The organism is Arcticibacterium sp., from assembly GCF_055134445.1.
Window position 1 is genome coordinate 1 of the sequence record NZ_JBSRVI010000006.1, and the last position, 21147, is coordinate 21147.

Sequence of the window (21147 nt, forward strand, 5' to 3'; positions counted from 1 at the left end):
CTTTTATACTTAAATAAAACGATGTTTTATTCTGCAGCAGCTTCTTCAGCTCCTTCAGTTTCGTCTTCATCATCATCATCATCACCCGTACTACCGGCAACCTTAGCAGATCTTGGTATAACAATACTGGCGATTGGATTTGATGCAGGGTCAAGAATTGTTAAACCTGGAAGGTCTAAAACCTCAACTTTTACAGAATCTCCTAATTTCAAAGTAGTTACGTCTACGTCAACATATTCAGGAATAGCAGAAGCTGGTCCTTGTAATGCAAGTTTACGTAATTTGTGCTGCAATTTACCACCCGCAGATAGACCTGCTGGAGTTCCTACTAATCTAATAGGTACTGCAATTTTAATAACTTTATCAGCAGTGATTTCAAGGAAATCAGCATGTATTAAAGTGTCATTCACTGGGTGAAATTGTTTATCTTGAAGAATAGCAGAGTACTCTTTTCCTTCGATATTCAATTTAACTTCAAAAGCATCTGGTGTATAAATTAACGGACGGAATAAATAAGCAGGTGCGTAAAAAGATACTTGCTCTGAGCCGCCGTAAAGTACACATGGCACTTGCCCTTCAGCACGAAGCTGATTTGAGGCAGAACGACCAAGATTCGCTCTATTAAACCCTACAATCTCGGTTTTTTTCATTTTAATTAATTATTTGATGTTGGTAATTTATAAAAAGTGTGCTTATGGATCCGTTATCTCTTATCCTACCAATAGCCTTCGCAAAAAGCTCGGCTACAGATACGACTTTGATTTTTTCATTCTCTTGTTTTAGTGGTATAGAATCTGTTACAACCAGTTCCTCTAAAACAGAGTTTTCAATATTTTGATGAGCTTTATGAGATAAAACAGGATGGGTACAGATGGCTCTTACAGAAGCGGCACCTCTGCCCATGATGATTTCTGCTGCCTTACATATAGTTCCCCCTGTATCTATCAGGTCATCTATTAGTATTACATTAGCTCCTTCTACCTCTCCGATTAGCTGCATTGAAGCTATTTCGTTGGCTTTTTTTCTCTGTTTGTCGCAAATGACGATATCTGCGTCAAAATGCGTTGCAAATTTTCTAACCCTTGCCACACCTCCTACATCAGGAGAAGCGAAAATTAGGTTATCCAATTTTCTTGTTTTTAAATAAGGGACGAAAACCGAAGTTCCCTCCAAGTGGTCTACTGGTATATCGAAAAAACCTTGAATTTGACCAGCATGAAGGTCAAGAGTCATGATTCTATCTGCCCCAGCTGCCATGAGCATGTTGGCCACTAATTTTGCTCCAACCGCTACTCTAGGCCTATCTTTTCTGTCTTGACGGGCATAGCCAAAATAAGGAATTACGGCTACTACATAGTGAGCGGATGCTCTTCTAGCGGCATCTATCATAAGGAGAAGCTCCATGATATTGTCCGCATTTGGGAAGGTACTTTGAACTAAAAAGACGTCGCATCCGCGTACAGACTCGTCATATGCCACAGATATTTCACTATCTGCAAATTTCTTTATGGAAGTTTTACCCAACTCTTTACCATAAAAATCGGCAACCATGTTTGCCAAGTACTTGGAATTTGTACCAGAAAATATCTTAACTTCAGCCATTTATAGATTTTTTTCAGAAACGAGGTGCAAAGGTAGAGAATTCAAACGTTAAAACCCATTAAGAATTCTAACATTTGTTTTTCTTTGTGTAGAATGCTAAAAATTTTATTTTTGTGCTAGAATTTATAAGTATAAAATATGCAGTTATCCTTTATCGAACAGATACCTGAACTTAATAAAAGTTTTTTTCTAGATGTTTTTGCGGAGGCTATTTTAGATGCCAATAAAGATACCATGAGATTGAAAACGATTGATGGTCAACAGGTACCTTGTGAATTAAAAGTTAGTTGTCCTAGGCAGTTTATTTCTAAGTTTCCAGAAGGAACCATCTATAAATTAGATACGAGGTTGGTTAGAAAGGAAGGGCGTAAACCTTACTTTATAGCTGTAAATAGAAAGAACCTTAAAAGAGCCATGGAGTTTTTTGAGTATAACTTAAAAGTACAAAATGGTTTTGATTATGTTCCCCCTACTAAAAGGAACAGAAAAACCGTCAAATAATCATAGTGGATGAACAATTGGTTTTTTCCTAAAACAGGGAAAAGTCATGCGTATATATATTCTAAGGATAGTTGGTTATAATTTTATTGTTTACTGGCTAAAAAACAAATAAGCGGCTCGAGCGAAGCTTTATGTTGCTTATTATAAGTTATTTAACTTCTACTGCTTTTCTTCATAATTCTAGCCTATTCACCTTGTTTTGGTATGGTTAATGAATTTATTCTTTCAGTTTCGGTTTTATATGTACTTAATTTGTTGCAAAATTGAGACTTAAGCTAACACAGCCCAAAAATATATGTCTAAGAATTTAGTAATTGTAGAGTCACCAGCAAAGGCAAAAACCATCGAAGGTTATTTAGGAAAAGATTTTATTGTCAAATCAAGTTTTGGCCATATTAGAGATTTGCCGAATAAGAAGCTAGGCGTGGATGTGGATAATAATTTTGAACCCACTTATGAGATTTCGGCAGATAAGAAAAAGGTGGTTACGGAGTTAAAGAAATTGGCCAAAGGAGCTGAAGTCTGGCTCGCTACCGATGATGACCGTGAAGGAGAAGCCATTTCTTGGCATCTAAAAGAAGCAATGGGTCTGGCTGATGATACCAAAAGAATAGTTTTTAGGGAAATTACAAAAAAAGCAATCACTAATGCTATTTTGACTCCAAGAGGAATTGATATAGATTTGGTGAATGCTCAACAAGCAAGAAGAGTTCTGGACAGATTGGTGGGTTTTCAGCTTTCTCCAGTTTTATGGAAGAAAATTAGGTTATCTGGTGCAGACAGGAAAAATCTTTCTGCCGGAAGAGTTCAATCTGTTACGGTAAGAATAGTAGTAGAAAGAGAGCGTGAAATAGAAACACATGAGGCTCAGTCTTCTTATAAAGTAACTGCTCTATTTAATATAGAAAAGAATAAAATTCTTAAAGCGGAACTCGGCAAAAATTTTGAAACAGAAGAAGATGCTGTTAAGTTTTTGAACGATTGTGTTGGTGCTAAATTTAAAATAAATAATCTGGAGGTTAAGCCTAGTAAAAGAAAGCCAGCACCTCCGTTTACCACTTCTACCATACAGCAGGAGGCTTCAAGGAAACTAAGCTTTTCTGTCGCTCAAACCATGCAGGTGGCTCAGAGGCTTTATGAAAGTGGTAAGATTACTTATATGAGAACAGATTCCACTAACCTTTCTGAGGATGCCATTAGCAATGCTACTGCTCAGATTAGGTCTGCTTATGGGGAGGAATTTGTAGAGGTTAGGAAATTTAAAACTAAAAGTGAATCAGCACAAGAAGCTCACGAAGCCATCAGACCTACAGATTTTTCTGTGACCGAGGCCGGAGCGGATAGAAATCAAAAGAGACTTTACGATTTGATTTGGAAGCGTTCAATTGCTTCTCAAATGAGTGATGCGGTTATTGAAAGAACTATTGCCAAAATAGGTGTTTCTACCAGACCAGAAGAACTTACAGCTACTGGTGAAGTTATTAAATTTGAAGGTTTTTTGAAAGTATATTTAGAATCTACGGACGACGAGGACGAAGAGAATAAAGACATGCTTCCTCCTTTAAATATTGGACAGGATCTGGAGTTAGCTACTTTAAAAAGTACAGAAAGATATACAAGACCCCCTGCCAGGTATACAGAGGCTAGTTTGGTGAAAAAACTAGAAGAGCTGGGTATTGGTAGACCTTCTACTTATGCACCTACCATATCTACTGTAATTAAAAGAAATTATATCGTTAAAGAAGATAGGGCGGGAGAGAAAAGAGACTACAAAGAATATGTTTTGGAAAATGATGAGGTAAAACCAAATCATGGCTCCGAAACTTTTGGTACTGAGAAATCAAAGCTTTTTCCTACCAACATTGGTTTGATAGTGAATGACTATTTGGTTGCTAACTTTGACGATATTCTTGATTATAAGTTTACAGCCAATGTAGAAAATGAGTTTGATGATGTGGCCGATGGCAAACTGCCATGGCAAAACATGATCACTAATTTTTACAAAGAATTTCATGATAAAATAGAAAAGGCTGAAGCTGCTGATAGTTCTGTAGGTTCTAATTCTCATGAGCTGGGCATGTATCCTAACGAAGACGGTAAAAAGGTTTTTGCCAAACTTGGGAAATTTGGGCCTTATCTTCAGATTGGTGAATCAACAGATGAAGATAAACCAGAGTTTGTGAGTCTTAAAAAGGGGACTATCATAGCCGATTTGACAATGGAAGAGGCGATTGAGGTCATTAAGGGTCCTAAGCTTCCATTAGAATTAGGTATTTTTGAAGACCACGCCTTAGTGGTAAATGAAGGTAGATACGGTCCATATATTCTTCATAATGGAAAGTATTATAACCTGGAAAAAGGAGAAGACCCTTTCAAAGTAACCATGGAGAGAGCTTTGGAATTAATAGAAATTAAAAGGAAAGATCCAGAAAATGCTTTGCCAAGAGATATGGCAGAGTACAAAGGCGAATCTGTTTTGGTGGGTAAAGGAAGGTTTGGCCCATACATTAAATATAAAGGCAAGTATATCAGTATTAAAGGAGAGGATCCTCTAGTTATTGATAATGCTAAAGTGGCGGAGCTTATTGAAGCTAAAAGCCAAGATGACGCCAAAAAAACCATTAAGGTTTTTGAAGGAAATGATACCGTTCAGGTTTTGAATGGTAGATATGGTCCATACATTAAAGCTGGAAAGAGAAACATTAAGATTCCTAAGGATAAAAAGCCAGAGGAACTTACTTTAGAAGAGTGTTTGGAACTAGCTAAAGGATAATGGCTACAAATAGTACTGAAAAACTTATTAAAAACATGTCTCCTGAATTACTTTCGGGAGATTTTGTTTTTGTGACTGTTACTTCATTAGATAGAATAGATTTAGCGGATATTTTTTCTTTAGTAAAAGAGAAAGAGGGTCTAAGTTTGATCTTGGAAAAAGATAAAGCGGATAAACTAGGCTTAGTTTATGATTTTGTGGCTTCTTGGATTACACTAAACGTGTTTTCTGCGTTAGATGATGTAGGTCTTACAGCAGCTTTTTCTAACGCACTTACTGAAGGAAATATTAGCTGTAATGTGGTAGCTGGATACCATCATGACCATATTTTTGTAACTAAAGAGGATGCTGAAAGGTCTATGGTAATTTTAAAGAAGCTATCATCTAGCTAAAACTATAATTAAATGAAAAAACGTTTGGTAGTACTTTCTGGGGCTGGAATTAGTGCAGAAAGTGGTCTAAAAACATTTAGAGATGGTGACGGACTATGGGAAAACCATAGGGTAGAAGATGTGGCTACGCCGGAGGCATTTGCCCATAATCCAGAGCTCGTTCTAGAATTTTATAACCAAAGAAGAAAAGCTGCATCAGAAGCTAAACCCAACGCAGCACATACAGCCTTGGCTGATTTAGAACAGTTTTTTGACGTTCAGGTTATCACCCAAAATGTAGATGACCTTCACGAGCGTGGTCGCTCCACAAATGTGCTTCATTTGCACGGAGAGTTAAATAAGGCAAGAAGTGTAAAGAATGATACGAAAGTCTATAATATAGGCTTAAAAGCCATAAGAATGGGTGATTTAGCTGAAGATGGAGCACAATTAAGGCCACATATTGTGTGGTTTGGTGAGGCGGTGCCCATGATAGAGCCAGCTATTAAGATCTGTGAAAAAGCAGAATTGTTTTTGGTGGTCGGAACCAGCCTGCAGGTTTATCCTGCAGCGGGATTGGTTCGGTACGTTCCTAGGGAATCTCCAAAATTCATAGTGGATAAGGTTTTACCACCCAATAGTTCAGATGCAAGCTCAATGACTTTTTATGAAGGTGGTGCATCAGAGGTGTTACCGGCACTCATAAAAAAGCTCATTGAAGAATATTCCTAAGATAGGGATTTTTCAATGAGCTTAATTTAAGAATTACTCTTATAAATTAACTGGCGGTCTTTTGTCCTTTGAACTTACCATCCAACCATTTTCCAGCCTTTACCTGGCCAACATAAGAAACAACCTTAATTTTTTCGTATTGTTTTATAGCCATTTCTACTTGCATCATATTTTCTTTTCGAAGTTTGATGCCTGAACTTGAACCTTGGTTTTTAACTTCAATGTAGTAACCCTCTTTTAGTCCGACTTTTTTGGTAGGCGGCCTACCTTTTTTACTTTGCGACATTTATGTTATTTAGCCTGTTATACAATTTGTTCAATTATACAAAAAAAAAACGAGACTAAAAGTTCATTTATAAAGAAAATAATACTGAAAATTGGATTTTTTCTAGAATTTGGCACCAAATTTAATTTTGGCTATATAAAAATATTACATTTTAGTAATCTGTATAAAGAAACAACTCTTAGTTTTATCATCTTGATAAAGATGATTTCAGCTAAAAAAAGGTTTGATTTCCAATGGGTTTTCAATTTCCTGAAAAAAGTTAGAAACTTTTTTTTAAAAGGGAGGATTTAAAGATACCATAGCGAAAGGGTTAAGGTAAGTACAAACCGAGCACCTAGAAACTTGTTCAAACTGGAACTGAAATTCCTGTGTCTTTTCTTGGAGACAAAGCTTATCTTAAACTTTCTGGTAAAATTGTCAATGAATACAAAATTGATATGAACAGTAATTGGATAATGACCTCTCTTTCTCATGCCCATTTGATTTTTGACATTTATCCCGGTTTATGCATTGGAGAATTGTAATGAGTAGTAAAAGAGGAATAAATCAGACATTTAAAATAGATTAGCATAGCGTTTACCCTGAGCTAATAATGTAAGGGTTCTGGTGATTAAGTTTAAATGGATTTACGAGCTGATTTGAAGCGATTTAGCTACCGTCCCGATAGCTATCGGGAGATTTTCTAATGCATAATGCGGGTTTATCATAAAGTGAGATTTGGCCTTAGCTATGAGCAGTTTCCTGATGAAACTCTCAAAAGAAAAACCAGAAGAGTTTATTCTTAAACAAAATCTGCCTTATCGGCATTTAAAGCCTTCAAATGAACTGTTGAATGAGGTAAACCTAGCTCATCGCAATAAGCTTTATAAAAGATTGGGACTGATTTTGACCTAAGATTAGAAGAACTTTTTCATTCCATAAAATGGAAAGTCATTCGGGAAGACATTAATTGTTCTATCGCTCAAGGCTGTGAAGGTAGAAGGGTGGCATCTGCAAGCCGTTTTGTAAATCAAAGTCACGAATATTCCCATACAGATGTTATTAGGCGAACTTTAACGTATAAGAAACCTGAAGAATGGCTTGAAATGGAATTTGCTTTTTGAATAGTATTAGATGAACGAGCTAAACGACTTCATAGAAAAGATGGTTTAAGTAATCTTGATAGGGTTTAAGCAAGAGGCAGCCATTTACAATGGTCTTGCCAAAATCTTTTTTTACAACCTCACTGTCTTCAAATCTTTTTAAGAAAAAAAGCTCTTTGTATTTCAATAGTTCAATTTCTGGGTGATTGATGTCATAGCCTTTGGGCTTTGTTTTTAATTGAGCACCCGCTATTTCATTAAAGAACTTCCTGAAAGACTTGTCTTCGATAATACGCTTAAGATCCTGTGGATTATAATCTATTTCCTGCCTAAATTTTGATAAGTTTTCAGCTCCGGGGTCCCACATGCCTGCCCCCAACATGCTTTGACCACCTGGCTGAATTTGGAAGTAAAAATCAACCCTTCCACTACTTCTTCCACCAGGGCCAAAGCCGGCTCCAAAATAATTTTTATAGGGTCTCTTATCTTTTGAAAATCTAATATCTCTGTTTATTCGCAGTATGCACTTTTTTATGTCGGTGTTTAATAGATCTTCTTGGAACAATTTTAGTTCCTCTAGTATTTCCGCACAGAAGGAAACAAAATCTGCTTTACTTTCTTCGTACCATTTTTTATTGTCGAGAAACCACTCTCTGTTATTGTTTTGGTCTAGTTCTTTTAAAAACTGGAAAGTATTTGGGTCTATCATGGCCTAAATCTCTAATTTTGCAGCTACAATTACAAAAAATATCAATTAAATAGAATGGCCAGAATTCTAACCGGCATACAAGCAACAGGAAAACCACACTTAGGAAATATCTTAGGAGCAATTTTACCTGCCGTAAAGCTTTCAAAAGACCCTAAAAATGAATCTTTCTTGTTTATCGCAGATTTACATAGTCTCACCTCTGTGAAAGACCCGAAGGTATTGAAAGAAAACACCAGTGCTGTGGCAGCGGCATGGCTTGCTTGTGGTTTTGATACTGACAAAAATTATTTTTATCGTCAATCTAGGTTGGCGAGTTATCATACGGAATTGTTGTGGTATTTGAGCTGTTTAACGCCATATCCAATGTTGGCAAACGCCCACTCTTTCAAAGATAAGTCTGATAAATTATCAGATGTGAACGCGGGTTTATTTACCTATCCTGTTTTGCAAGCAGCAGATATAGTTTTGTATCAGGCCAATTTTGTTCCTGTAGGTAAAGACCAGAAACAGCATTTAGAGATGTCTAAAGATATAGCCGCAGCTTTTAATAGAACTTACGGAGAAGTATTTGTTTTACCGGAGCCTAAAATTGATGATTCCGTAATGACCATTCCTGGTACAGATGGGCAGAAAATGTCTAAATCGTACAATAATTATATTGATGTATTTCTCCCAGAAAAAGCTCTTTATAAGTCTATTAAAAGCATAGTTACTGATGCAACACCCTTAGAAGATCCTAAAGATCCAGATAATTGTAATGTATATGCTTTGTATAAATTATTGGGTTCAGAAGAACAAGTGGCCGCCATGAGAGCTAGTTATTTAGCTGGAAATTATGGTTATGGTCATGCCAAAAAGGCTCTTTTAGATCTCATTCTAGATACATTTTCTGAAGAAAGAGAACGCTTTAATTTTTACATGGAAAATCAAGATGCTTTAGAGCAGAAGCTTAGGGAAGGAGAAGCAAAAACAGAATTGATTGCAAAACAAACCATGGCTCAGGTGAGGAAAGCCTTAGGTTTTGATGCCTAATCCTTATCTAGTAAGCAATAAATGGGAGATATAGTAACGGGACTTCAGCTGGCAGACCAGCATTTATTTACTTTCTTAAATGGTTTAAACACTCCATCAATGGATGTGTTTATGTCTTGGATAACTGCCAGAAACACTTGGATTCCTTTTTACTTCATATTGATTATTTTCATATGGAGGAAATTTGCTATTAAGCAAGCCATCATTTATATCCTGTACTTAGTAGCGGCTGTAGGGCTAGCAGATTTTGTTACTTCGGGTCTTATGAAGCCTTTTTTTGAAAGACCTAGACCATGTCATAATGAAGCTTTAGATACTATCATTCATTTGGTAGGAGGTTGTGGAGGGGCTTTTGGTTTTGCTTCTTCACACGCGGCTAACTCTTTTGCTCTTTTTGGAGGTATATTCTTTGTTTTTAGGGATTATAAATTATTTACTAAACTAATGCTCTTTTGGGCAATTTTAGTCTCTTACAGTCGTATCTATGTGGGTGTGCATTATCCAGGAGATGTATTAGTTGGTGCATTTTTTGGTTTTATGATAAGCTTATCCTTATATTTCTTTTTGAAAACGATGCTAATAAAACAATTAACGGAATGAAAAGACTAATTCTTATCTTGGCAATTTTTGCAATTTCTTGTACGGCTTACGCTCAAAAAATAACAGATGGTACATGGTTTAATGAAGAAAAAACAAGCCGAATTAAATTTCATATGGAAGGCGACAAGCTTTATGGGAAAATAGTTTGGATTAAAGAACCTAACATTGATGGTAAACCCAAATTAGATGTAAATAATCCGAAAGTTGATTTAACCACTAAACCATTGATGGGTTTATCGGTATTGAAAGGTTTTAATAAAGCGGGTGAGTATGTGTGGGAGGATGGAACGGTATATGACCCGAGAAACGGTAAAACTTATTCTTGTATCATCACGGAAAAAGGCAAAGACAAATTAGATATGAGGGGTTATATAGGAATCTCTGTTATAGGAAGAAGTTCCGTTTTAATCAGGGCAACCAATTAAAATATTCTAGAGATATTAAAAATGCCGATGTGAATTTCACATCGGCATTTTTGCTTTTAAGTAGATATTTTCAATTAGAATGCGTCTCCAAGACCATCGTCAAAATATCTACTGCTTATTTCATCGGTGTCCTCATCTTCGTTTGAGGCTCCTGCTATCTTTTTCAAAATGTTGATTTGCCCAGAATGGTAAATGTCATGATGAATAATTCCATTTATAAGTGTGAAGTAGTCGTATTCAGATCCTGGTACTATCTCACTAAGGAAATCGTCGTTTACCTTGTCTAATTCTTTTATCAATTCATCTTGGCTAAGACTTAATTCCATTAAAAGCGTTTCCAGTTCAAATTGGTCGATTTTAGGAGCGGAACCAAAATTCTTTTTTTCGTTGTCAATTTGATAATCAGAATCGCCTTGAAGTCTTTTTATGGTAAAAATTCTCCAGCTGGTGATATGATAAATGAGCTCAGCCGCAGTATGTACGGTAGGCGTTTTAAAGCTGGCTTCGTGAGGTGTGATGTTTTTTACAGCCTCTAGCACTGACGGACCGTGCCAAGCACCGCCATGAAACCCTGCGTTCAATAAGGTTTTAATTCTCTCGACGAGAATGCTATTTTCGTTCTGTTCTTCCATTTAAAATTTCATTAATCCCACAATACCCATATCATGCCTAAATGGTAGGTGTCGTGTTGTGTCATACCAGTTAAAAGTTTATAAAAATCGTAATGTTCTCCAGGAACTCTACGACTTAATAAATCGTCGTTTTGTTCTTCTAAAATGTTAACCAGAGAGGTTTGGGTATCCTTAAAAAGTTGGATAAGGTTACTCCAGTTAGCTTGTGATGTCATTTCTTGAGTACCCCAGTTATCTTCTTCCGTTTCTAAGGTGTAATGAATATTATCATTTAATTTCTCAATGATAAACTTCCTCCACGCCACTAAGTGGTAGGTTAATTCTGCAATGGTTCTTTTAGAAAATCCGTGTTTTTGGTCTACTACTTTTTCTGGTAAACTGTTAAGCATTTCCAAAACAGAAGGCCCATGCCAAGCATCGCCTCTAAAAACGGTCTCTAAATTATCAACTATCTTTTCTAATTCTTTATTCATGAAGTACCTTATATTTCAGGTCAAGACAAAATTGACAAAAAAAATGGAAGGAAGGAAATTCTTTTAATAACTATCTTATCAGCTTGTTGATATCTTTTTGAGATTTGAGCTTAGACACTATACGATCTCCACCATCTCCCCAGTTTTTACCGACAGGTCGCAAGCAAATGCCACTTTTAAACTGTTTACGGCATCATTGATATGGTCCGTTAAATCCAAGTCTTCTTGGATGGCTTTTAAAAAGTATTGCTGTTCTCTATTGCATAATTCTTGATGGTCTGGTTCGTCATCAAGGAATATCCATTCATCCTTTTTTGTGAAGTTATTTTCTTCGTCAATATCGGCATAGTGTACCTTGAGCGACTGCGTTCTACTGTGGGAGTCAATATCATCAGATTTTCCAGAACTGGCAGCTTCTTTGGCTAAAATAGAGACACAGCCCTTCGGTCCTATCACGTCTTTTACAAAGAATGCGGTTTCGCTCATCATTGGCCCCCAGCCAGCCTCATACCAGCCCACAGAGCCGTCTTCAAATCTTATTTGTAGCTGTCCATAGTTATAATTCCATTCTGGAACATCGTCGGTAAGTCTGGCTCCTATGGCCGAAACTTTGACAGGCTTAGACTGTGTCATCAAACACATAATGTCAATATAATGCACCGCACAATCTACTATAGGGCTAAGGCTTTTCATAAGGTTTCTATGTACATCCCACATGTAGCCGTGGCTTTGTTGATTGAGATTCATTCTCATTACCAATGGTTTACCCATTGTTCTGGAAATCTCAACAAACTTTTCCCAAGAAGGGTGAACCCGCAAGATATAACCAACTACCAGTTTTTTGTTCTTCTTTTTTGCCAGTTCAGCTACCCTGATAGAGCCTTCTACGCTATCTGCTAATGGTTTTTCTATAAACACATGGCAGTCTGCTTCTAAAGCCGCTGTGGCATAGGTTTCATGTGTGTCTGGGTATGTGGAAATACTTACAGCATCTGGGTTTGTGATTTTTAAAGCCTCATAATAGTCTTCATATAGGGGATAATCGGAAGCTAAGCTTTCGTTTAATTTGACTTTACTATCTCCTCTTGATACGATACCACAAATCTCAAATTCGGGCATATCGTGATAGGCTTTGGCATGAGATGCACCCATGTTTCCGGCACCTACAACTAATATTTTTATTTTGCTCATGAGTAATTAAGTGTGCTAATAATTTGAAGTCGTCTGCGAATTCTAATGTATAATTAGAAAGTATTTTGGTAAAAAGAAAAGCCCGAAGATTATTTCTTCGGGCTTTAAGGGGAATTAACCTAAAAGCTTGATTTATGCTTTATAGGTAACTTCTTTTACTGCTTTTATTACTCTTTCAACATTTGGTAATGTAGCTTCAATAAGCGTAGGGGCGTAGTTTAATGGAATATCCATGCTATTTACCCTAATTACTGGAGCATCAAGGTAATCAAAAGCATTACGCTGCAAATGATAAGAAATTTCTGAAGAAATCGCCGCCAATGGAGGTCCTTCTTCTACCACTACACACCTATTTGTTCTCTTAACAGACTCCACGATAGTCGCATAATCTATAGGTCTTACAGTTCTTAAATCTATAACTTCCGCACTAATTCCTTGTTTTTTTAATTCTTCTACGGCAGGCATAACCACTCTTGGGAGCATTTTTCCAAAAGTAACGATGGTTACATCAGTACCTTTTTCTACCACTTTGGCTTTGCCAATTGGGATTAAATATTCTCCTTCTGGCACCTCACCCTTATCGCCATACATTTGCTCCGACTCCATGAAGATGACAGGGTCATTATCTCTGATGGCGGATTTTAATAAACCTTTAGCATCATAAGGGTTTGACGGTATAACTACTTTTAGTCCTGGAGTGTTGGCATACCAATTTTCAAAATTGGAAGAGTGCTGAGCCCCTAGCTGACCTGCACTACCTGTAGGTCCTCTAAAAACTATAGGGCAAGAGTACTGTCCACCAGACATTGACATGATTTTGGCGGCGGCATTTATAATTTGATCTATAGCCACTAAAGAGAAGTTAAAGGTCATAAACTCCACTATAGGTCTTAAACCGTTTATACCAGCTCCTACAGCTATGCCAGAAAAACCTAACTCGGCAATAGGGGTATCTAATACTCTATCTGGTCCAAATTCGTCTAGCATTCCTTGGCTAGCTTTGTAGGCACCATTATATTCAGCTACTTCCTCACCTAAAAGAAAAACGTCTTTATCTCTACGCATTTCTTCCGACATGGCCTCTTTTATAGCATCTCTGAATTGAATTTCTCTCATCTTTTGGCTTAAATCGTTTTATTTAGACAGCTTCTTGCTTCTATTGGAGCTGCGAAATTAGCCAAGGAAAGTTAAATATGGAAGCATAATTTTATGTAATTCTAAATTGTACCGTACAACCTTTTTTAGTTTTAAGGCATTATATAGACAAATAGAATCAAAATTGATTTTGCTGAAAACTATAGAACTTCTAAAGAGCAATAACGAAAAAGCTCAAAAAGAGGTCTTTGAGAGATATAGTGATGTACTTTTTGCTTTGGCAAAACGGTACATGGGCGACGCCATGGCCGCTGAGGATATGGTTGTAAATGCCTTTATGTCAATATTTAAAGCAGCAAAAAATGGGAATTTTGAGAATCAAAGAAGTTTTGAAGCTTGGATAAAGAGAATCGTTGTTAATGAATGTCTATCAGAACTTAGAAGAAAAAGCTCTTTTCAAATGCTGCCGCAAAGCGTTGCAGAGAATTTGGCATTAGAACCTGATGTATTAAAACAAATGGCTTTTAATGAAATCTTAGAATTGGTGGCTCATTTGCCGCCAGGCTATAGAACCGTGTTTAATATGTATGTCATGGAGGGGTATTCGCATAAGGAAATAGCAGAAGAACTTAAGATTTCTGAAGGGACATCTAAGTCGCAGCTAAGCCATGCAAAGAAAATGTTAAGAAATAAAATTACAAATATCTATGGAAAGGAAACTAGATTCAGATATTGAAGAAATAAGGAATATTCTTCAAGACAGAGTTTCTGAGGTAGCGTGGAATAAAGCCGCTGTTTGGTCTAAAATAGAGCAAGAGACTCAAAAAAAGAAGCGATTCGCATTTTGGCCGATAGGCTTGGCAGCTTCTGTGGCTGCAATTAGCATTTTACTGTTTTGGCGTTTTGACCATCAAGAAACTAAGGCAATTTCTGATGTGACGGCGAATTCTAGTATCCATTTAAATGTGGAAAGCAATGATGTTTTAGTGTCAGAAGAAGTGAAGCCTGAAATGGATTTAGAAGCTCCATTGGCATTCGCGGAAAACGGTATGATAAAGTCACAAACTAAGAAAAGGAATGATGATGGATTTAAGAATGCGGTGAATTTGAGCACTTTGAAACCTATTGTGGATTTAAAAATGGAAAGTTTTGTGGAACCAGAGCCTAGAGCCTTGGCTTCGGTAGCGGTAGTCCATACGAAATTTCCAAATTTGGAGGCTGTAAAGCCAATAGAAGACGATAACACAAAAAGTGGTATGTCCGGTAAAAAAATAACATTAGTGATTCCAGAAGAAGATAAAATGTTGGTTACTTCTGATGTCAAGGTGGTTCGTTTTATTCAGAAAGTGGGAGAATATAACAGGACTGGGGAATGGGAATCTGAAGAGAAAAAAACCATAGGGAAGCTTTGGGCGAAATTTGTGGAATCCACCAAAACGGAAACGAAAACCAAACTTTAAACCATGAAGAAAATATTATTCGTTTTGCTTTTTCTATGGTCAGGGAAGGTCATATGCCAGTCAGACACACTTCAGGTAATTATTGGGAATAGTTCTGAATTGATTTTCATTGCAAAGGACCCGAGTGCTTATGACGATTTGAAAAACTATGACTTCAATAAAATGCTTTTGGAAATGAAGCAGAAATTGGACGACAGTCAGACAAAAAAGGCCTTTTTGAAAGATAATTCTAGAGAGCGGTACCTTTTGAAAGAAAAGAAAACGCTTTCTAAGTATTATATGAACTACTATTTGGGTTTTAATTTTGCAGAAGATTATGAGATTTTTAATGCGAGTTTAATTTCCACCTTATTAAACGCTTATACTGGAAATCAGTCTAATACGCTTTTTAATAATGTTAGCGGTCAAGAAGCTTACGTTATAAAAGTTTTTCAGTCACCCTATTTAGCAGCTTCTGCCAATCGCCATCTTGAATTATATAAATCTGGGCACAGTTCCATTTTACTTAAAGGAGGCTTAGAGGCATTTTTTAGTTTTGAGAAATTTGGTAAAGCCAAAGGGAATTTTGATTCTAATGTTTCTAATCTAGTGAAACAGAGTGGCTCTGACTTTCCTTTTTCACCCAGCTATCGTCAAGATACCTTGGCTTCTGGTTCATTTGTTTCCAATTCTGACAATATATTATGGGAATATTCTGACGGACAGCGTGGAACTCAAGCTTTTACTACTGTGCCATATAATGTGGTGAAAGCAGGCTTTAATTTTAAACTAGTGCCTACGGTGATTATAAATGATAATACGGAAAGAAGAGTGGTTTCTCTTGGTTTTGGGCCAACAGTAGGAATAAATGTGGTAGGTAATTCCATCACAAAAATAAAAGACGACATTCCGACTACGCCGATAGTGGTTGGTGGAGTCAGTACTTTGCCATTTAGGTATGGTTTGGTAGGCGAATTGGGCATTGGAGGCATTACGATATTCGCCCAAATGGTTCAAAATAAAGTTCAAAATCAGGAATTAGAGGTCATACAAAATACGAGTATTGCGGGTTCTTCCAGTCAGGCGAATAGGAAATATATGACACAGGTGTTTTCGTTTGGATTAAAGTTTGGCAAATAAATACTGTAAAATATTTTGGGTGATTTAACTTTGCGTCATGCAGATCACTTCGCTTTATATTTATCCTATCAAATCTTTATCAGGAATAAGCCTAAGTAAGAGTTTATTGACGGCTAGGGGGCTAGAATTTGATAGAAGGTGGGTGCTAGTGGATGAAAACAACTATCATATTACTCAAAGAGAAATGCCCGAAATGGTGCATTTAAAAACCATTATTGAACATAATGGTATAAGGGTTTCGGATGATAGAACTGGAAATGCCGTACTGGTGCCGTTTCAATCTGAAGATATTCCCACTCCAAAGGAGGCCATCAAAGTATGGGACGATGTTTTTGATGCTCTAGAAGTTTCTCCAAGTATTAGTCAATGGTTTTCTGAGGTGCTATTGAAAAAGGTCAAGCTCATGTTTCAGCCTGAAAGCTCAAGGAGAAAAGTTGACCTTAAATATGCTATCAGTGGGAATGAAATCGTAAGTAATGCAGACGGATATCCTATCTTAATGATAAGTGAGGCTAGTTTAGCAGATTTGAACGGTAGATTAGAAAGTCCTGTGGAGATGTTGAGGTTTAGACCCAATATTGTTATTTCCGGCGTTAAGCCTTTTGAGGAAGATGCTTTAAGAGCATTAAACATAGGAGAAACTCAAATTATAGGCGTGAAAAACTGTGCTAGATGTATTATGGTGACCAACAAACTAGATGGCTCAGAAAGAGACAAGGAACCCTTGAAAACGCTTGCCCAGTATAGGAGAGAAGGCAAAAAGGTTCTGTTTGGCAGAAACTTTGTAATAGCCAAAGAGGGAGAAATAGAATTAGGTATGAATATTATTCCCGCAGAAACGTGTTAAAGAAAGCTTTTCATTTTTTTAATCTTCTCAGTTTAAACGTGGTTTTGGGAGCCATGCTCAGCTCTATGATATTCTGGAAATTACCAGATGGAAATGGACAGATTGATTTTCCTTCCATACTTCTTTTGGGTATTTCTACTTGGATTATTTACATCTTAGATAGACTGTTAGACTTGAAAGTTTATCCAGAAAACCCTTCGGAAAGGCATCGGTTTCATGCAGAGCATCAATTCAACCTATCTGTTTTGGTGGTAGTGCTAACCTTAATAGCTAGTGTATTATGTTTTTTTATTCCAAAAGCAGTTTTTTGGTACGGTTGCATACTTTCGGCCTGTTTGGTACTTTATTTTTTCATTTTGAATAAAATATTGAAAACGAATAAAATGCAATGGTTAAAGGAACCAACTACGGCCATTTGTTATTGTTTGGCAGTAATAGGAATAGCCTACGTAGAGCATTCTTCTATTAATCTCAGTGGGTGGATATTGGCTTTTATGTTTTTCCTAATTGCTTCACAAAACCTTCTAATTTTTTCCTATTTTGAAGGTTTTTCAAAGAAAGCGTCCGACAATACAGTTGATTTTTTTGGTCAAAAAACTACCGTAAGAATCGTCCGCATTTTAGGCTTTGTAGTCTTGTTTTCAGCCATTTTCTTATTCTCAGGTGGTTGGGATTATATACATCAAGTTGGCTTATTATTAGCGATAATGAGTCAGATACTCTCTTTTATGCCTGCCAAACAAGAGCTCTTTTTAGAGCAAGACCGTTACCGATGGGTGGGCGATGGTGTTTTCTTGCTTCCTATTGTTTTACTTTTTCTTTGATTTCTGGTTTATAGTAGGCTTAATTTTGGGTTTGGATGGTTTATTTTTATCTTCTTCCATTTTTTTTAAGCCTCTTCTGTATAGGTATATTAAGAAACCAGCAATAGAAAACATGAGAAAGAAATAGCAGTCTTTAAAATCCACATCTTTGTAAATAAACTGGTCTACCCAGATAACGATGAGTCCAAGGCTACCAAAAAGAAGGAAAGTGTCTAGATACTTTTTCATTACTAAAATTAAAATTTCAAAATATTAAATCTGGTTGGCGTCATAAATAACGCTTTGCAAAAATAACACGACAAAGGAATTAAGTTCTAAAATTCATAGGGAGATGATGTTTAGAATAAGTTTATTCTTCTAGCTGCCCTACTTTAACGAATTTTTCAAAAACAGATGCCGTATGTGGAGCATCGGCCAATTCTTCTGTGAGATCTTGACCCGCCCAGTGCTCATAATGTTTACCGTTTTTCCATAGCCTGGAGCTAGTTACGTCATAAATGATGCCGTTAAAGGCCACCCAGATTTCATCTTTATCTTGTCCGTTTCTTAAAGCCAGTTGTTGTTTTTTGTATTTCTTTAAAGCATCCATTGAAGAGGAAATGTCGTATTTTAAGTAGACAACAAGTTTTAGCTTATTAAGTTTGAAATAATTGGCAAAAAAATTGTGCTTTGCACTATTAAGAAATAATTTCGCATATATTTAAAAATCGAAAATTAAACGATTGAATGAAAAGAACAAGCAGTCTTTTAGCAGTAGCAGTGATGTTGGTTAGTTTTACTTTTTCTTGTAAAGAGAAGATAAGCCCCATCTCTGAGAGAATCGCAAAGGTTTGGGTAGCAAGGAATGTGGTTGAAAACAGTTCAACAGTTTATTCTTCTGGAGGAAGTTCGAATTTAAAGCCGGGCTATTCTGCCTACAGACTTAACCTTTCTTCTCCACCGCAAGCTTCTATAACAGAGATAGGTGGTCAGACTTTTACGGGTACTTATGCCGTTCAGGGAGAAAGTACTTTGGTAATTTCTGGAATTTCACCAGAGCCAACAGGAACAGGAGGGACATTGACTTTTACGATAAATAGTATTTCAGAGGACGGTTCAGAGTTTGTTATTACGATGAACGACATATATCCTAAAACAGGGAATACCACGAATAGGTATACACTTATACCACAATAAAAAACTTTATTTAAAAACTAAGGTGGGCAATTAGCCTGCCTTTTTTTGTTTATTCTAATCGAAAATGGAAAGAACGGAACTAGGAGATTTAGGAGAGTTTGGCTTGATAGACAGGCTGAAAGAGAAAGTTAAAATTTATCAACCTTCAACCATCTTTGGAATTGGAGATGATGCGGCCGTTATTGATTCTGGTACGCACTACACCTTGATTTCTACAGATATGTTGGTAGAAGGCGTTCATTTTGACCTTTCATACACCCCCTTAAAACATTTAGGTTATAAGGCCGTGGCCGTAAATGTGTCGGATATAGCTGCCATGAATGGTATACCTAAACAGGTTACCGTTAGTATTTCGCTTAGTAATCGTTTTTCGGTTGAAGCCGTAGAGGAGATCTATGCGGGAATTAACGCCGCTTGCGAGAATTATAAAGTAGATTTAGTAGGCGGAGATACCACTTCTTCTAGGTCTGGATTGGTGCTTTCTGTTACTGCAGTGGGTGAAGTGGCTAAAGAGGCTATTGCTTACAGAAGCGGAGCCAAGCCTAACGACGTGCTTTGTGCCACGGGTGATTTGGGAGCAGCATACTTAGGTTTGCAGGTTTTGGAGAGAGAAAAGCAGGTTTTTCTTGATAATCCAGAAATGAAGCCCGAATTAAGTGAGTACGAGTACATCGTAGGAAGGCAATTGAGGCCGGAAGGTAGAACTGATATTATCCATGATTTAAAAGAAAAAGGGATTGTACCTTCCAGTATGATCGATATTTCTGATGGATTGGCATCTGAGGTATTACACCTTAGTAAAAGCTCTGGTGTAGGCTTGACGGTTTTTGTAGATAATATTCCAATTGAGAATAAGACTTTGACAACAGCTAATGAATTTAATATCAGTCCAATAACCGTAGTTATGAATGGTGGAGAGGATTATGAACTATTGATGACGGTCAGTCAGGCGGATTATGAAAAGGTTAAAGCTATTCCAGAAATTACTCCGATAGGTTTCGTTACTGAGGATAAAAGCAATATTTTAGTCACAAACTCTGGCGAGAAAGTTCAGATTACTGCTCAAGGATGGAATCATTTTCAAGACAAAAAGTAACTTTATTTTTCATTACATCTATTTGTTTCTTCTTAGGTTCATGCAGAATCTCTGAATCGAATGAAGCATTAGAAAACGCCCTAGAGGAAATTAAATCCTCTTATACACCAGATCAACGAACCGCTGTATTTACTTATGAGATCATAAATGATTCTCTTAAAGGGCAAACTGACAATGTTATTGTCAGCCAAAAGGTTAAAGATTTATTAAAAGGTGCTGGCATTACCAATGCCTTAGAAAAACTACCTTCTGAAGGCTTAAAGTCAGATACTTTGGCATTTATCAATGTATCTGTTGGTAATATTAGAGCTAAGGCTCAAGAATCTTCAGAGTTATCTACTCAGGCCCTTTTGGGTACGCCACTAAGAGTTTTGGAGAAGTCGGGATATTGGTATCGGGTTCAAACACCTGATGCGTATATAGGTTTCATAGAAAGCTCTGCCATTTCATTTGAAAACTTTTTTGACACAGATGAGGATAAGGTGCTTTACACAGAGCCTTTTGGTTTTAGTTATGCATCCGAGAAGGGAAGCGGTGCAAAAGTTTCGGATATCACTTTTGGTAATATTTTCAAACTTTTGAATAAGGGAAGTCAATACTCAAGAATTCAATATCCTGATGGAAGGATAGCTTATTTGCCACATCATCATTTGAAATCTTTATCAGACTTCGTCCATAATGCTAAGCCTGAAAATGCACCTGATGGAAGTAAAGAATTGATGGGTGTGCCTTATTTATGGGGCGGTACCAGCTGGAAAGGTGTAGACTGCAGTGGGTTCACTAGGACCTCATTTTTGATGAATGGGATTTATCTCCCTAGAGATGCTTCTCAGCAGGCTTTGATTGGTGATGAAATTGACACTGAAAACGGTTTCGAAAATCTGATAAAAGGTGATCTTCTTTTTTTTGGACGACAGTCTGATAAAGGCCCTAAGGTTACTCATGTAGCCATATATCTTGGAGATTTAGACTTTATTCATTCTTCGGGCATGGTTAAAAATGGGAGCTTTAATCCTAAATCGGAGTTTTATGATGACTTTAATCTCAATAGGTTTCTGTTCGCTAAAAGAATTATTGGAAGTAATAATACAAGATATCTAAACCCAAAAACATTCTATTAA

General features: G+C 36.8%; 25 protein-coding genes. 15 read left to right on the forward strand and 10 right to left on the reverse strand.

Annotated elements, in window-relative coordinates; genetic code table 11:
* Positions 1–26: 26 nt before the first annotated feature.
* Together ACTBZY_RS00395 and ACTBZY_RS00400 are read right to left on the reverse strand one after the other, a co-directional pair.
* The gene (locus ACTBZY_RS00395; protein WP_463044335.1) at positions 27–650 is read right to left on the reverse strand and encodes a 50S ribosomal protein L25/general stress protein Ctc; all 624 of its coding nucleotides are present in this window, start codon (positions 648–650) and stop codon (positions 27–29) included.
* A 1-nt stretch (position 651) separates the two neighbouring features.
* On the reverse strand, positions 652–1602 hold the full coding sequence (locus tag ACTBZY_RS00400) for a ribose-phosphate pyrophosphokinase (RefSeq protein WP_463044336.1): 951 nt from the start codon (positions 1600–1602) through the stop codon (positions 652–654).
* Positions 1603–1740: 138 nt separating this feature from the next.
* On the opposite strand from ACTBZY_RS00400, the gene ACTBZY_RS00405 reads away from it, so the two are divergent.
* The 4 genes from ACTBZY_RS00405 (at position 1741) to ACTBZY_RS00420 (ending at position 5979) form a co-directional block, all read left to right on the forward strand.
* Complete coding sequence (locus ACTBZY_RS00405) at positions 1741–2103, forward strand: hypothetical protein (protein WP_463044337.1); 363 nt, start codon at positions 1741–1743, stop codon at positions 2101–2103.
* A gap of 295 nt (positions 2104–2398) precedes the next feature.
* A complete protein-coding gene (gene topA / locus ACTBZY_RS00410; protein WP_463044338.1) occupies positions 2399–4876 on the forward strand; it encodes a type I DNA topoisomerase in 2478 nt (825 codons plus the stop codon).
* A complete protein-coding gene (locus ACTBZY_RS00415; protein WP_463044339.1) occupies positions 4876–5268 on the forward strand; it encodes an ACT domain-containing protein in 393 nt (130 codons plus the stop codon). The genes topA and ACTBZY_RS00415 overlap by 1 nt, the downstream gene beginning before the upstream one ends.
* 12 nt (positions 5269–5280) lie before the next feature.
* On the forward strand, positions 5281–5979 hold the full coding sequence (locus ACTBZY_RS00420; RefSeq protein WP_463044340.1) for an SIR2 family NAD-dependent protein deacylase: 699 nt from the start codon (positions 5281–5283) through the stop codon (positions 5977–5979).
* Between the two features lie 46 nt (positions 5980–6025).
* On the opposite strand, the gene ACTBZY_RS00425 is transcribed toward ACTBZY_RS00420, so the two are convergent.
* Together ACTBZY_RS00425 and ACTBZY_RS00430 are read right to left on the reverse strand one after the other, a co-directional pair.
* The gene (locus ACTBZY_RS00425) at positions 6026–6265 is read right to left on the reverse strand and encodes a hypothetical protein (RefSeq protein ID WP_463044341.1); all 240 of its coding nucleotides are present in this window, start codon (positions 6263–6265) and stop codon (positions 6026–6028) included.
* Positions 6266–7387: 1122 nt separating this feature from the next.
* Positions 7388–8056, reverse strand: a complete 669-nt coding sequence (locus ACTBZY_RS00430) for a DUF2461 domain-containing protein (protein WP_463044342.1) — start codon at positions 8054–8056, stop codon at positions 7388–7390.
* Between the two features lie 54 nt (positions 8057–8110).
* Between ACTBZY_RS00430 and trpS the strand changes: the two genes are divergently transcribed.
* The 3 genes from trpS to ACTBZY_RS00445 are packed head-to-tail and all read left to right on the forward strand — an operon-like array spanning position 8111 to position 10113.
* Positions 8111–9088, forward strand: coding sequence for a tryptophan--tRNA ligase (gene trpS / locus ACTBZY_RS00435; RefSeq protein ID WP_463044343.1), 978 nt, complete (start codon positions 8111–8113; stop codon positions 9086–9088).
* Positions 9089–9109: 21 nt separating this feature from the next.
* Entirely contained in the window at positions 9110–9688 is a 579-nt protein-coding gene (locus ACTBZY_RS00440; protein ID WP_463044344.1) for a phosphatase PAP2 family protein, read from the forward strand.
* Entirely contained in the window at positions 9685–10113 is a 429-nt protein-coding gene (locus ACTBZY_RS00445) for a DUF2147 domain-containing protein (RefSeq protein WP_463044345.1), read from the forward strand. Before ACTBZY_RS00440 ends, ACTBZY_RS00445 begins: the two co-directional genes overlap by 4 nt.
* Before the next feature lie 74 nt (positions 10114–10187).
* Here ACTBZY_RS00445 and ACTBZY_RS00450 read toward each other — a convergent pair whose 3' ends face one another.
* The 4 genes from ACTBZY_RS00450 to ACTBZY_RS00465 all read right to left on the reverse strand — a co-directional run bounded on the left by ACTBZY_RS00450 (position 10188) and on the right by ACTBZY_RS00465 (position 13525).
* Positions 10188–10745 (reverse strand): DinB family protein, encoded by a 558-nt coding sequence (locus ACTBZY_RS00450; RefSeq protein ID WP_463044346.1) that lies wholly within the window; start codon positions 10743–10745, stop codon positions 10188–10190.
* 11 nt (positions 10746–10756) lie between these two features.
* Entirely contained in the window at positions 10757–11218 is a 462-nt protein-coding gene (locus ACTBZY_RS00455; RefSeq protein ID WP_463044347.1) for a DinB family protein, read from the reverse strand.
* Positions 11219–11335: 117 nt separating this feature from the next.
* Positions 11336–12409, reverse strand: a complete 1074-nt coding sequence (locus ACTBZY_RS00460; RefSeq protein ID WP_463044348.1) for a Gfo/Idh/MocA family protein — start codon at positions 12407–12409, stop codon at positions 11336–11338.
* Positions 12410–12541: 132 nt separating this feature from the next.
* Complete coding sequence (locus ACTBZY_RS00465) at positions 12542–13525, reverse strand: pyruvate dehydrogenase complex E1 component subunit beta (protein ID WP_463044349.1); 984 nt, start codon at positions 13523–13525, stop codon at positions 12542–12544.
* 169 nt (positions 13526–13694) lie between these two features.
* Between ACTBZY_RS00465 and ACTBZY_RS00470 the strand changes: the two genes are divergently transcribed.
* The 5 genes from ACTBZY_RS00470 to ACTBZY_RS00490 are packed head-to-tail and all read left to right on the forward strand — an operon-like array spanning position 13695 to position 17754.
* Positions 13695–14240: an RNA polymerase sigma factor gene (locus tag ACTBZY_RS00470; protein WP_463044350.1), complete on the forward strand. Its 546-nt coding sequence runs from the start codon at positions 13695–13697 to the stop codon at positions 14238–14240.
* Positions 14212–14964: a hypothetical protein gene (locus ACTBZY_RS00475; protein ID WP_463044351.1), complete on the forward strand. Its 753-nt coding sequence runs from the start codon at positions 14212–14214 to the stop codon at positions 14962–14964. Before ACTBZY_RS00470 ends, ACTBZY_RS00475 begins: the two co-directional genes overlap by 29 nt.
* A 3-nt stretch (positions 14965–14967) precedes the next feature.
* Positions 14968–16083, forward strand: coding sequence for a hypothetical protein (locus ACTBZY_RS00480; RefSeq protein WP_463044352.1), 1116 nt, complete (start codon positions 14968–14970; stop codon positions 16081–16083).
* Between the two features lie 37 nt (positions 16084–16120).
* Positions 16121–16930 carry an MOSC domain-containing protein gene (locus ACTBZY_RS00485; RefSeq protein WP_463044353.1) on the forward strand — a complete coding sequence of 270 codons (810 nt, stop codon included), beginning with the start codon at positions 16121–16123 and terminating at the stop codon, positions 16928–16930.
* On the forward strand, positions 16924–17754 hold the full coding sequence (locus tag ACTBZY_RS00490; RefSeq protein WP_463044354.1) for a hypothetical protein: 831 nt from the start codon (positions 16924–16926) through the stop codon (positions 17752–17754). Before ACTBZY_RS00485 ends, ACTBZY_RS00490 begins: the two co-directional genes overlap by 7 nt.
* On the opposite strand, the gene ACTBZY_RS00495 is transcribed toward ACTBZY_RS00490, so the two are convergent.
* Together ACTBZY_RS00495 and ACTBZY_RS00500 are read right to left on the reverse strand one after the other, a co-directional pair.
* Positions 17740–17982, reverse strand: a complete 243-nt coding sequence (locus ACTBZY_RS00495) for a hypothetical protein (protein WP_463044355.1) — start codon at positions 17980–17982, stop codon at positions 17740–17742. The two genes, ACTBZY_RS00490 and ACTBZY_RS00495, sit on opposite strands and share 15 nt — an antisense overlap.
* Positions 17983–18103: 121 nt before the next feature.
* Positions 18104–18343: a cytochrome b5 domain-containing protein gene (locus ACTBZY_RS00500; protein WP_463044356.1), complete on the reverse strand. Its 240-nt coding sequence runs from the start codon at positions 18341–18343 to the stop codon at positions 18104–18106.
* 137 nt (positions 18344–18480) lie between these two features.
* Here ACTBZY_RS00500 and ACTBZY_RS00505 point away from each other — a divergent pair, with 137 nt between their 5' ends.
* The 3 genes from ACTBZY_RS00505 (at position 18481) to ACTBZY_RS00515 (ending at position 21147) form a co-directional block, all read left to right on the forward strand.
* The gene (locus tag ACTBZY_RS00505; RefSeq protein WP_463044357.1) at positions 18481–18930 is read left to right on the forward strand and encodes a hypothetical protein; all 450 of its coding nucleotides are present in this window, start codon (positions 18481–18483) and stop codon (positions 18928–18930) included.
* Positions 18931–18994: 64 nt separating this feature from the next.
* Complete coding sequence (gene thiL / locus ACTBZY_RS00510) at positions 18995–20026, forward strand: thiamine-phosphate kinase (protein ID WP_463044358.1); 1032 nt, start codon at positions 18995–18997, stop codon at positions 20024–20026.
* Positions 19999–21147 (forward strand): C40 family peptidase, encoded by a 1149-nt coding sequence (locus tag ACTBZY_RS00515; RefSeq protein ID WP_463044359.1) that lies wholly within the window; start codon positions 19999–20001, stop codon positions 21145–21147. Before thiL ends, ACTBZY_RS00515 begins: the two co-directional genes overlap by 28 nt.

Excerpts from the sequence above, each read along its gene's own strand:
- ACTBZY_RS00395 (WP_463044335.1), bottom strand. The coding sequence starts at position 650 with ATGAAAAAAACCGAGATTGTAGGGTTTAATAGAGCGAATCTTGGTCGT.
- ACTBZY_RS00400 (WP_463044336.1), bottom strand. The coding sequence starts at position 1,602 with ATGGCTGAAGTTAAGATATTTTCTGGTACAAATTCCAAGTACTTGGCA.
- ACTBZY_RS00405 (WP_463044337.1), top strand. The coding sequence starts at position 1,741 with ATGCAGTTATCCTTTATCGAACAGATACCTGAACTTAATAAAAGTTTT.
- topA (WP_463044338.1), top strand. The coding sequence starts at position 2,399 with ATGTCTAAGAATTTAGTAATTGTAGAGTCACCAGCAAAGGCAAAAACC.
- ACTBZY_RS00415 (WP_463044339.1), top strand. The coding sequence starts at position 4,876 with ATGGCTACAAATAGTACTGAAAAACTTATTAAAAACATGTCTCCTGAA.
- ACTBZY_RS00420 (WP_463044340.1), top strand. The coding sequence starts at position 5,281 with ATGAAAAAACGTTTGGTAGTACTTTCTGGGGCTGGAATTAGTGCAGAA.
- ACTBZY_RS00425 (WP_463044341.1), bottom strand. The coding sequence starts at position 6,265 with ATGTCGCAAAGTAAAAAAGGTAGGCCGCCTACCAAAAAAGTCGGACTA.
- ACTBZY_RS00430 (WP_463044342.1), bottom strand. The coding sequence starts at position 8,056 with ATGATAGACCCAAATACTTTCCAGTTTTTAAAAGAACTAGACCAAAAC.
- trpS (WP_463044343.1), top strand. The coding sequence starts at position 8,111 with ATGGCCAGAATTCTAACCGGCATACAAGCAACAGGAAAACCACACTTA.
- ACTBZY_RS00440 (WP_463044344.1), top strand. The coding sequence starts at position 9,110 with ATGGGAGATATAGTAACGGGACTTCAGCTGGCAGACCAGCATTTATTT.
- ACTBZY_RS00445 (WP_463044345.1), top strand. The coding sequence starts at position 9,685 with ATGAAAAGACTAATTCTTATCTTGGCAATTTTTGCAATTTCTTGTACG.
- ACTBZY_RS00450 (WP_463044346.1), bottom strand. The coding sequence starts at position 10,745 with ATGGAAGAACAGAACGAAAATAGCATTCTCGTCGAGAGAATTAAAACC.
- ACTBZY_RS00455 (WP_463044347.1), bottom strand. The coding sequence starts at position 11,218 with ATGAATAAAGAATTAGAAAAGATAGTTGATAATTTAGAGACCGTTTTT.
- ACTBZY_RS00460 (WP_463044348.1), bottom strand. The coding sequence starts at position 12,409 with ATGAGCAAAATAAAAATATTAGTTGTAGGTGCCGGAAACATGGGTGCA.
- ACTBZY_RS00465 (WP_463044349.1), bottom strand. The coding sequence starts at position 13,525 with ATGAGAGAAATTCAATTCAGAGATGCTATAAAAGAGGCCATGTCGGAA.
- ACTBZY_RS00475 (WP_463044351.1), top strand. The coding sequence starts at position 14,212 with ATGGAAAGGAAACTAGATTCAGATATTGAAGAAATAAGGAATATTCTT.
- ACTBZY_RS00480 (WP_463044352.1), top strand. The coding sequence starts at position 14,968 with ATGAAGAAAATATTATTCGTTTTGCTTTTTCTATGGTCAGGGAAGGTC.
- ACTBZY_RS00485 (WP_463044353.1), top strand. The coding sequence starts at position 16,121 with ATGCAGATCACTTCGCTTTATATTTATCCTATCAAATCTTTATCAGGA.
- ACTBZY_RS00495 (WP_463044355.1), bottom strand. The coding sequence starts at position 17,982 with ATGAAAAAGTATCTAGACACTTTCCTTCTTTTTGGTAGCCTTGGACTC.
- ACTBZY_RS00500 (WP_463044356.1), bottom strand. The coding sequence starts at position 18,343 with ATGGATGCTTTAAAGAAATACAAAAAACAACAACTGGCTTTAAGAAAC.
- ACTBZY_RS00505 (WP_463044357.1), top strand. The coding sequence starts at position 18,481 with ATGAAAAGAACAAGCAGTCTTTTAGCAGTAGCAGTGATGTTGGTTAGT.
- thiL (WP_463044358.1), top strand. The coding sequence starts at position 18,995 with ATGGAAAGAACGGAACTAGGAGATTTAGGAGAGTTTGGCTTGATAGAC.
- ACTBZY_RS00515 (WP_463044359.1), top strand. The coding sequence starts at position 19,999 with ATGGAATCATTTTCAAGACAAAAAGTAACTTTATTTTTCATTACATCT.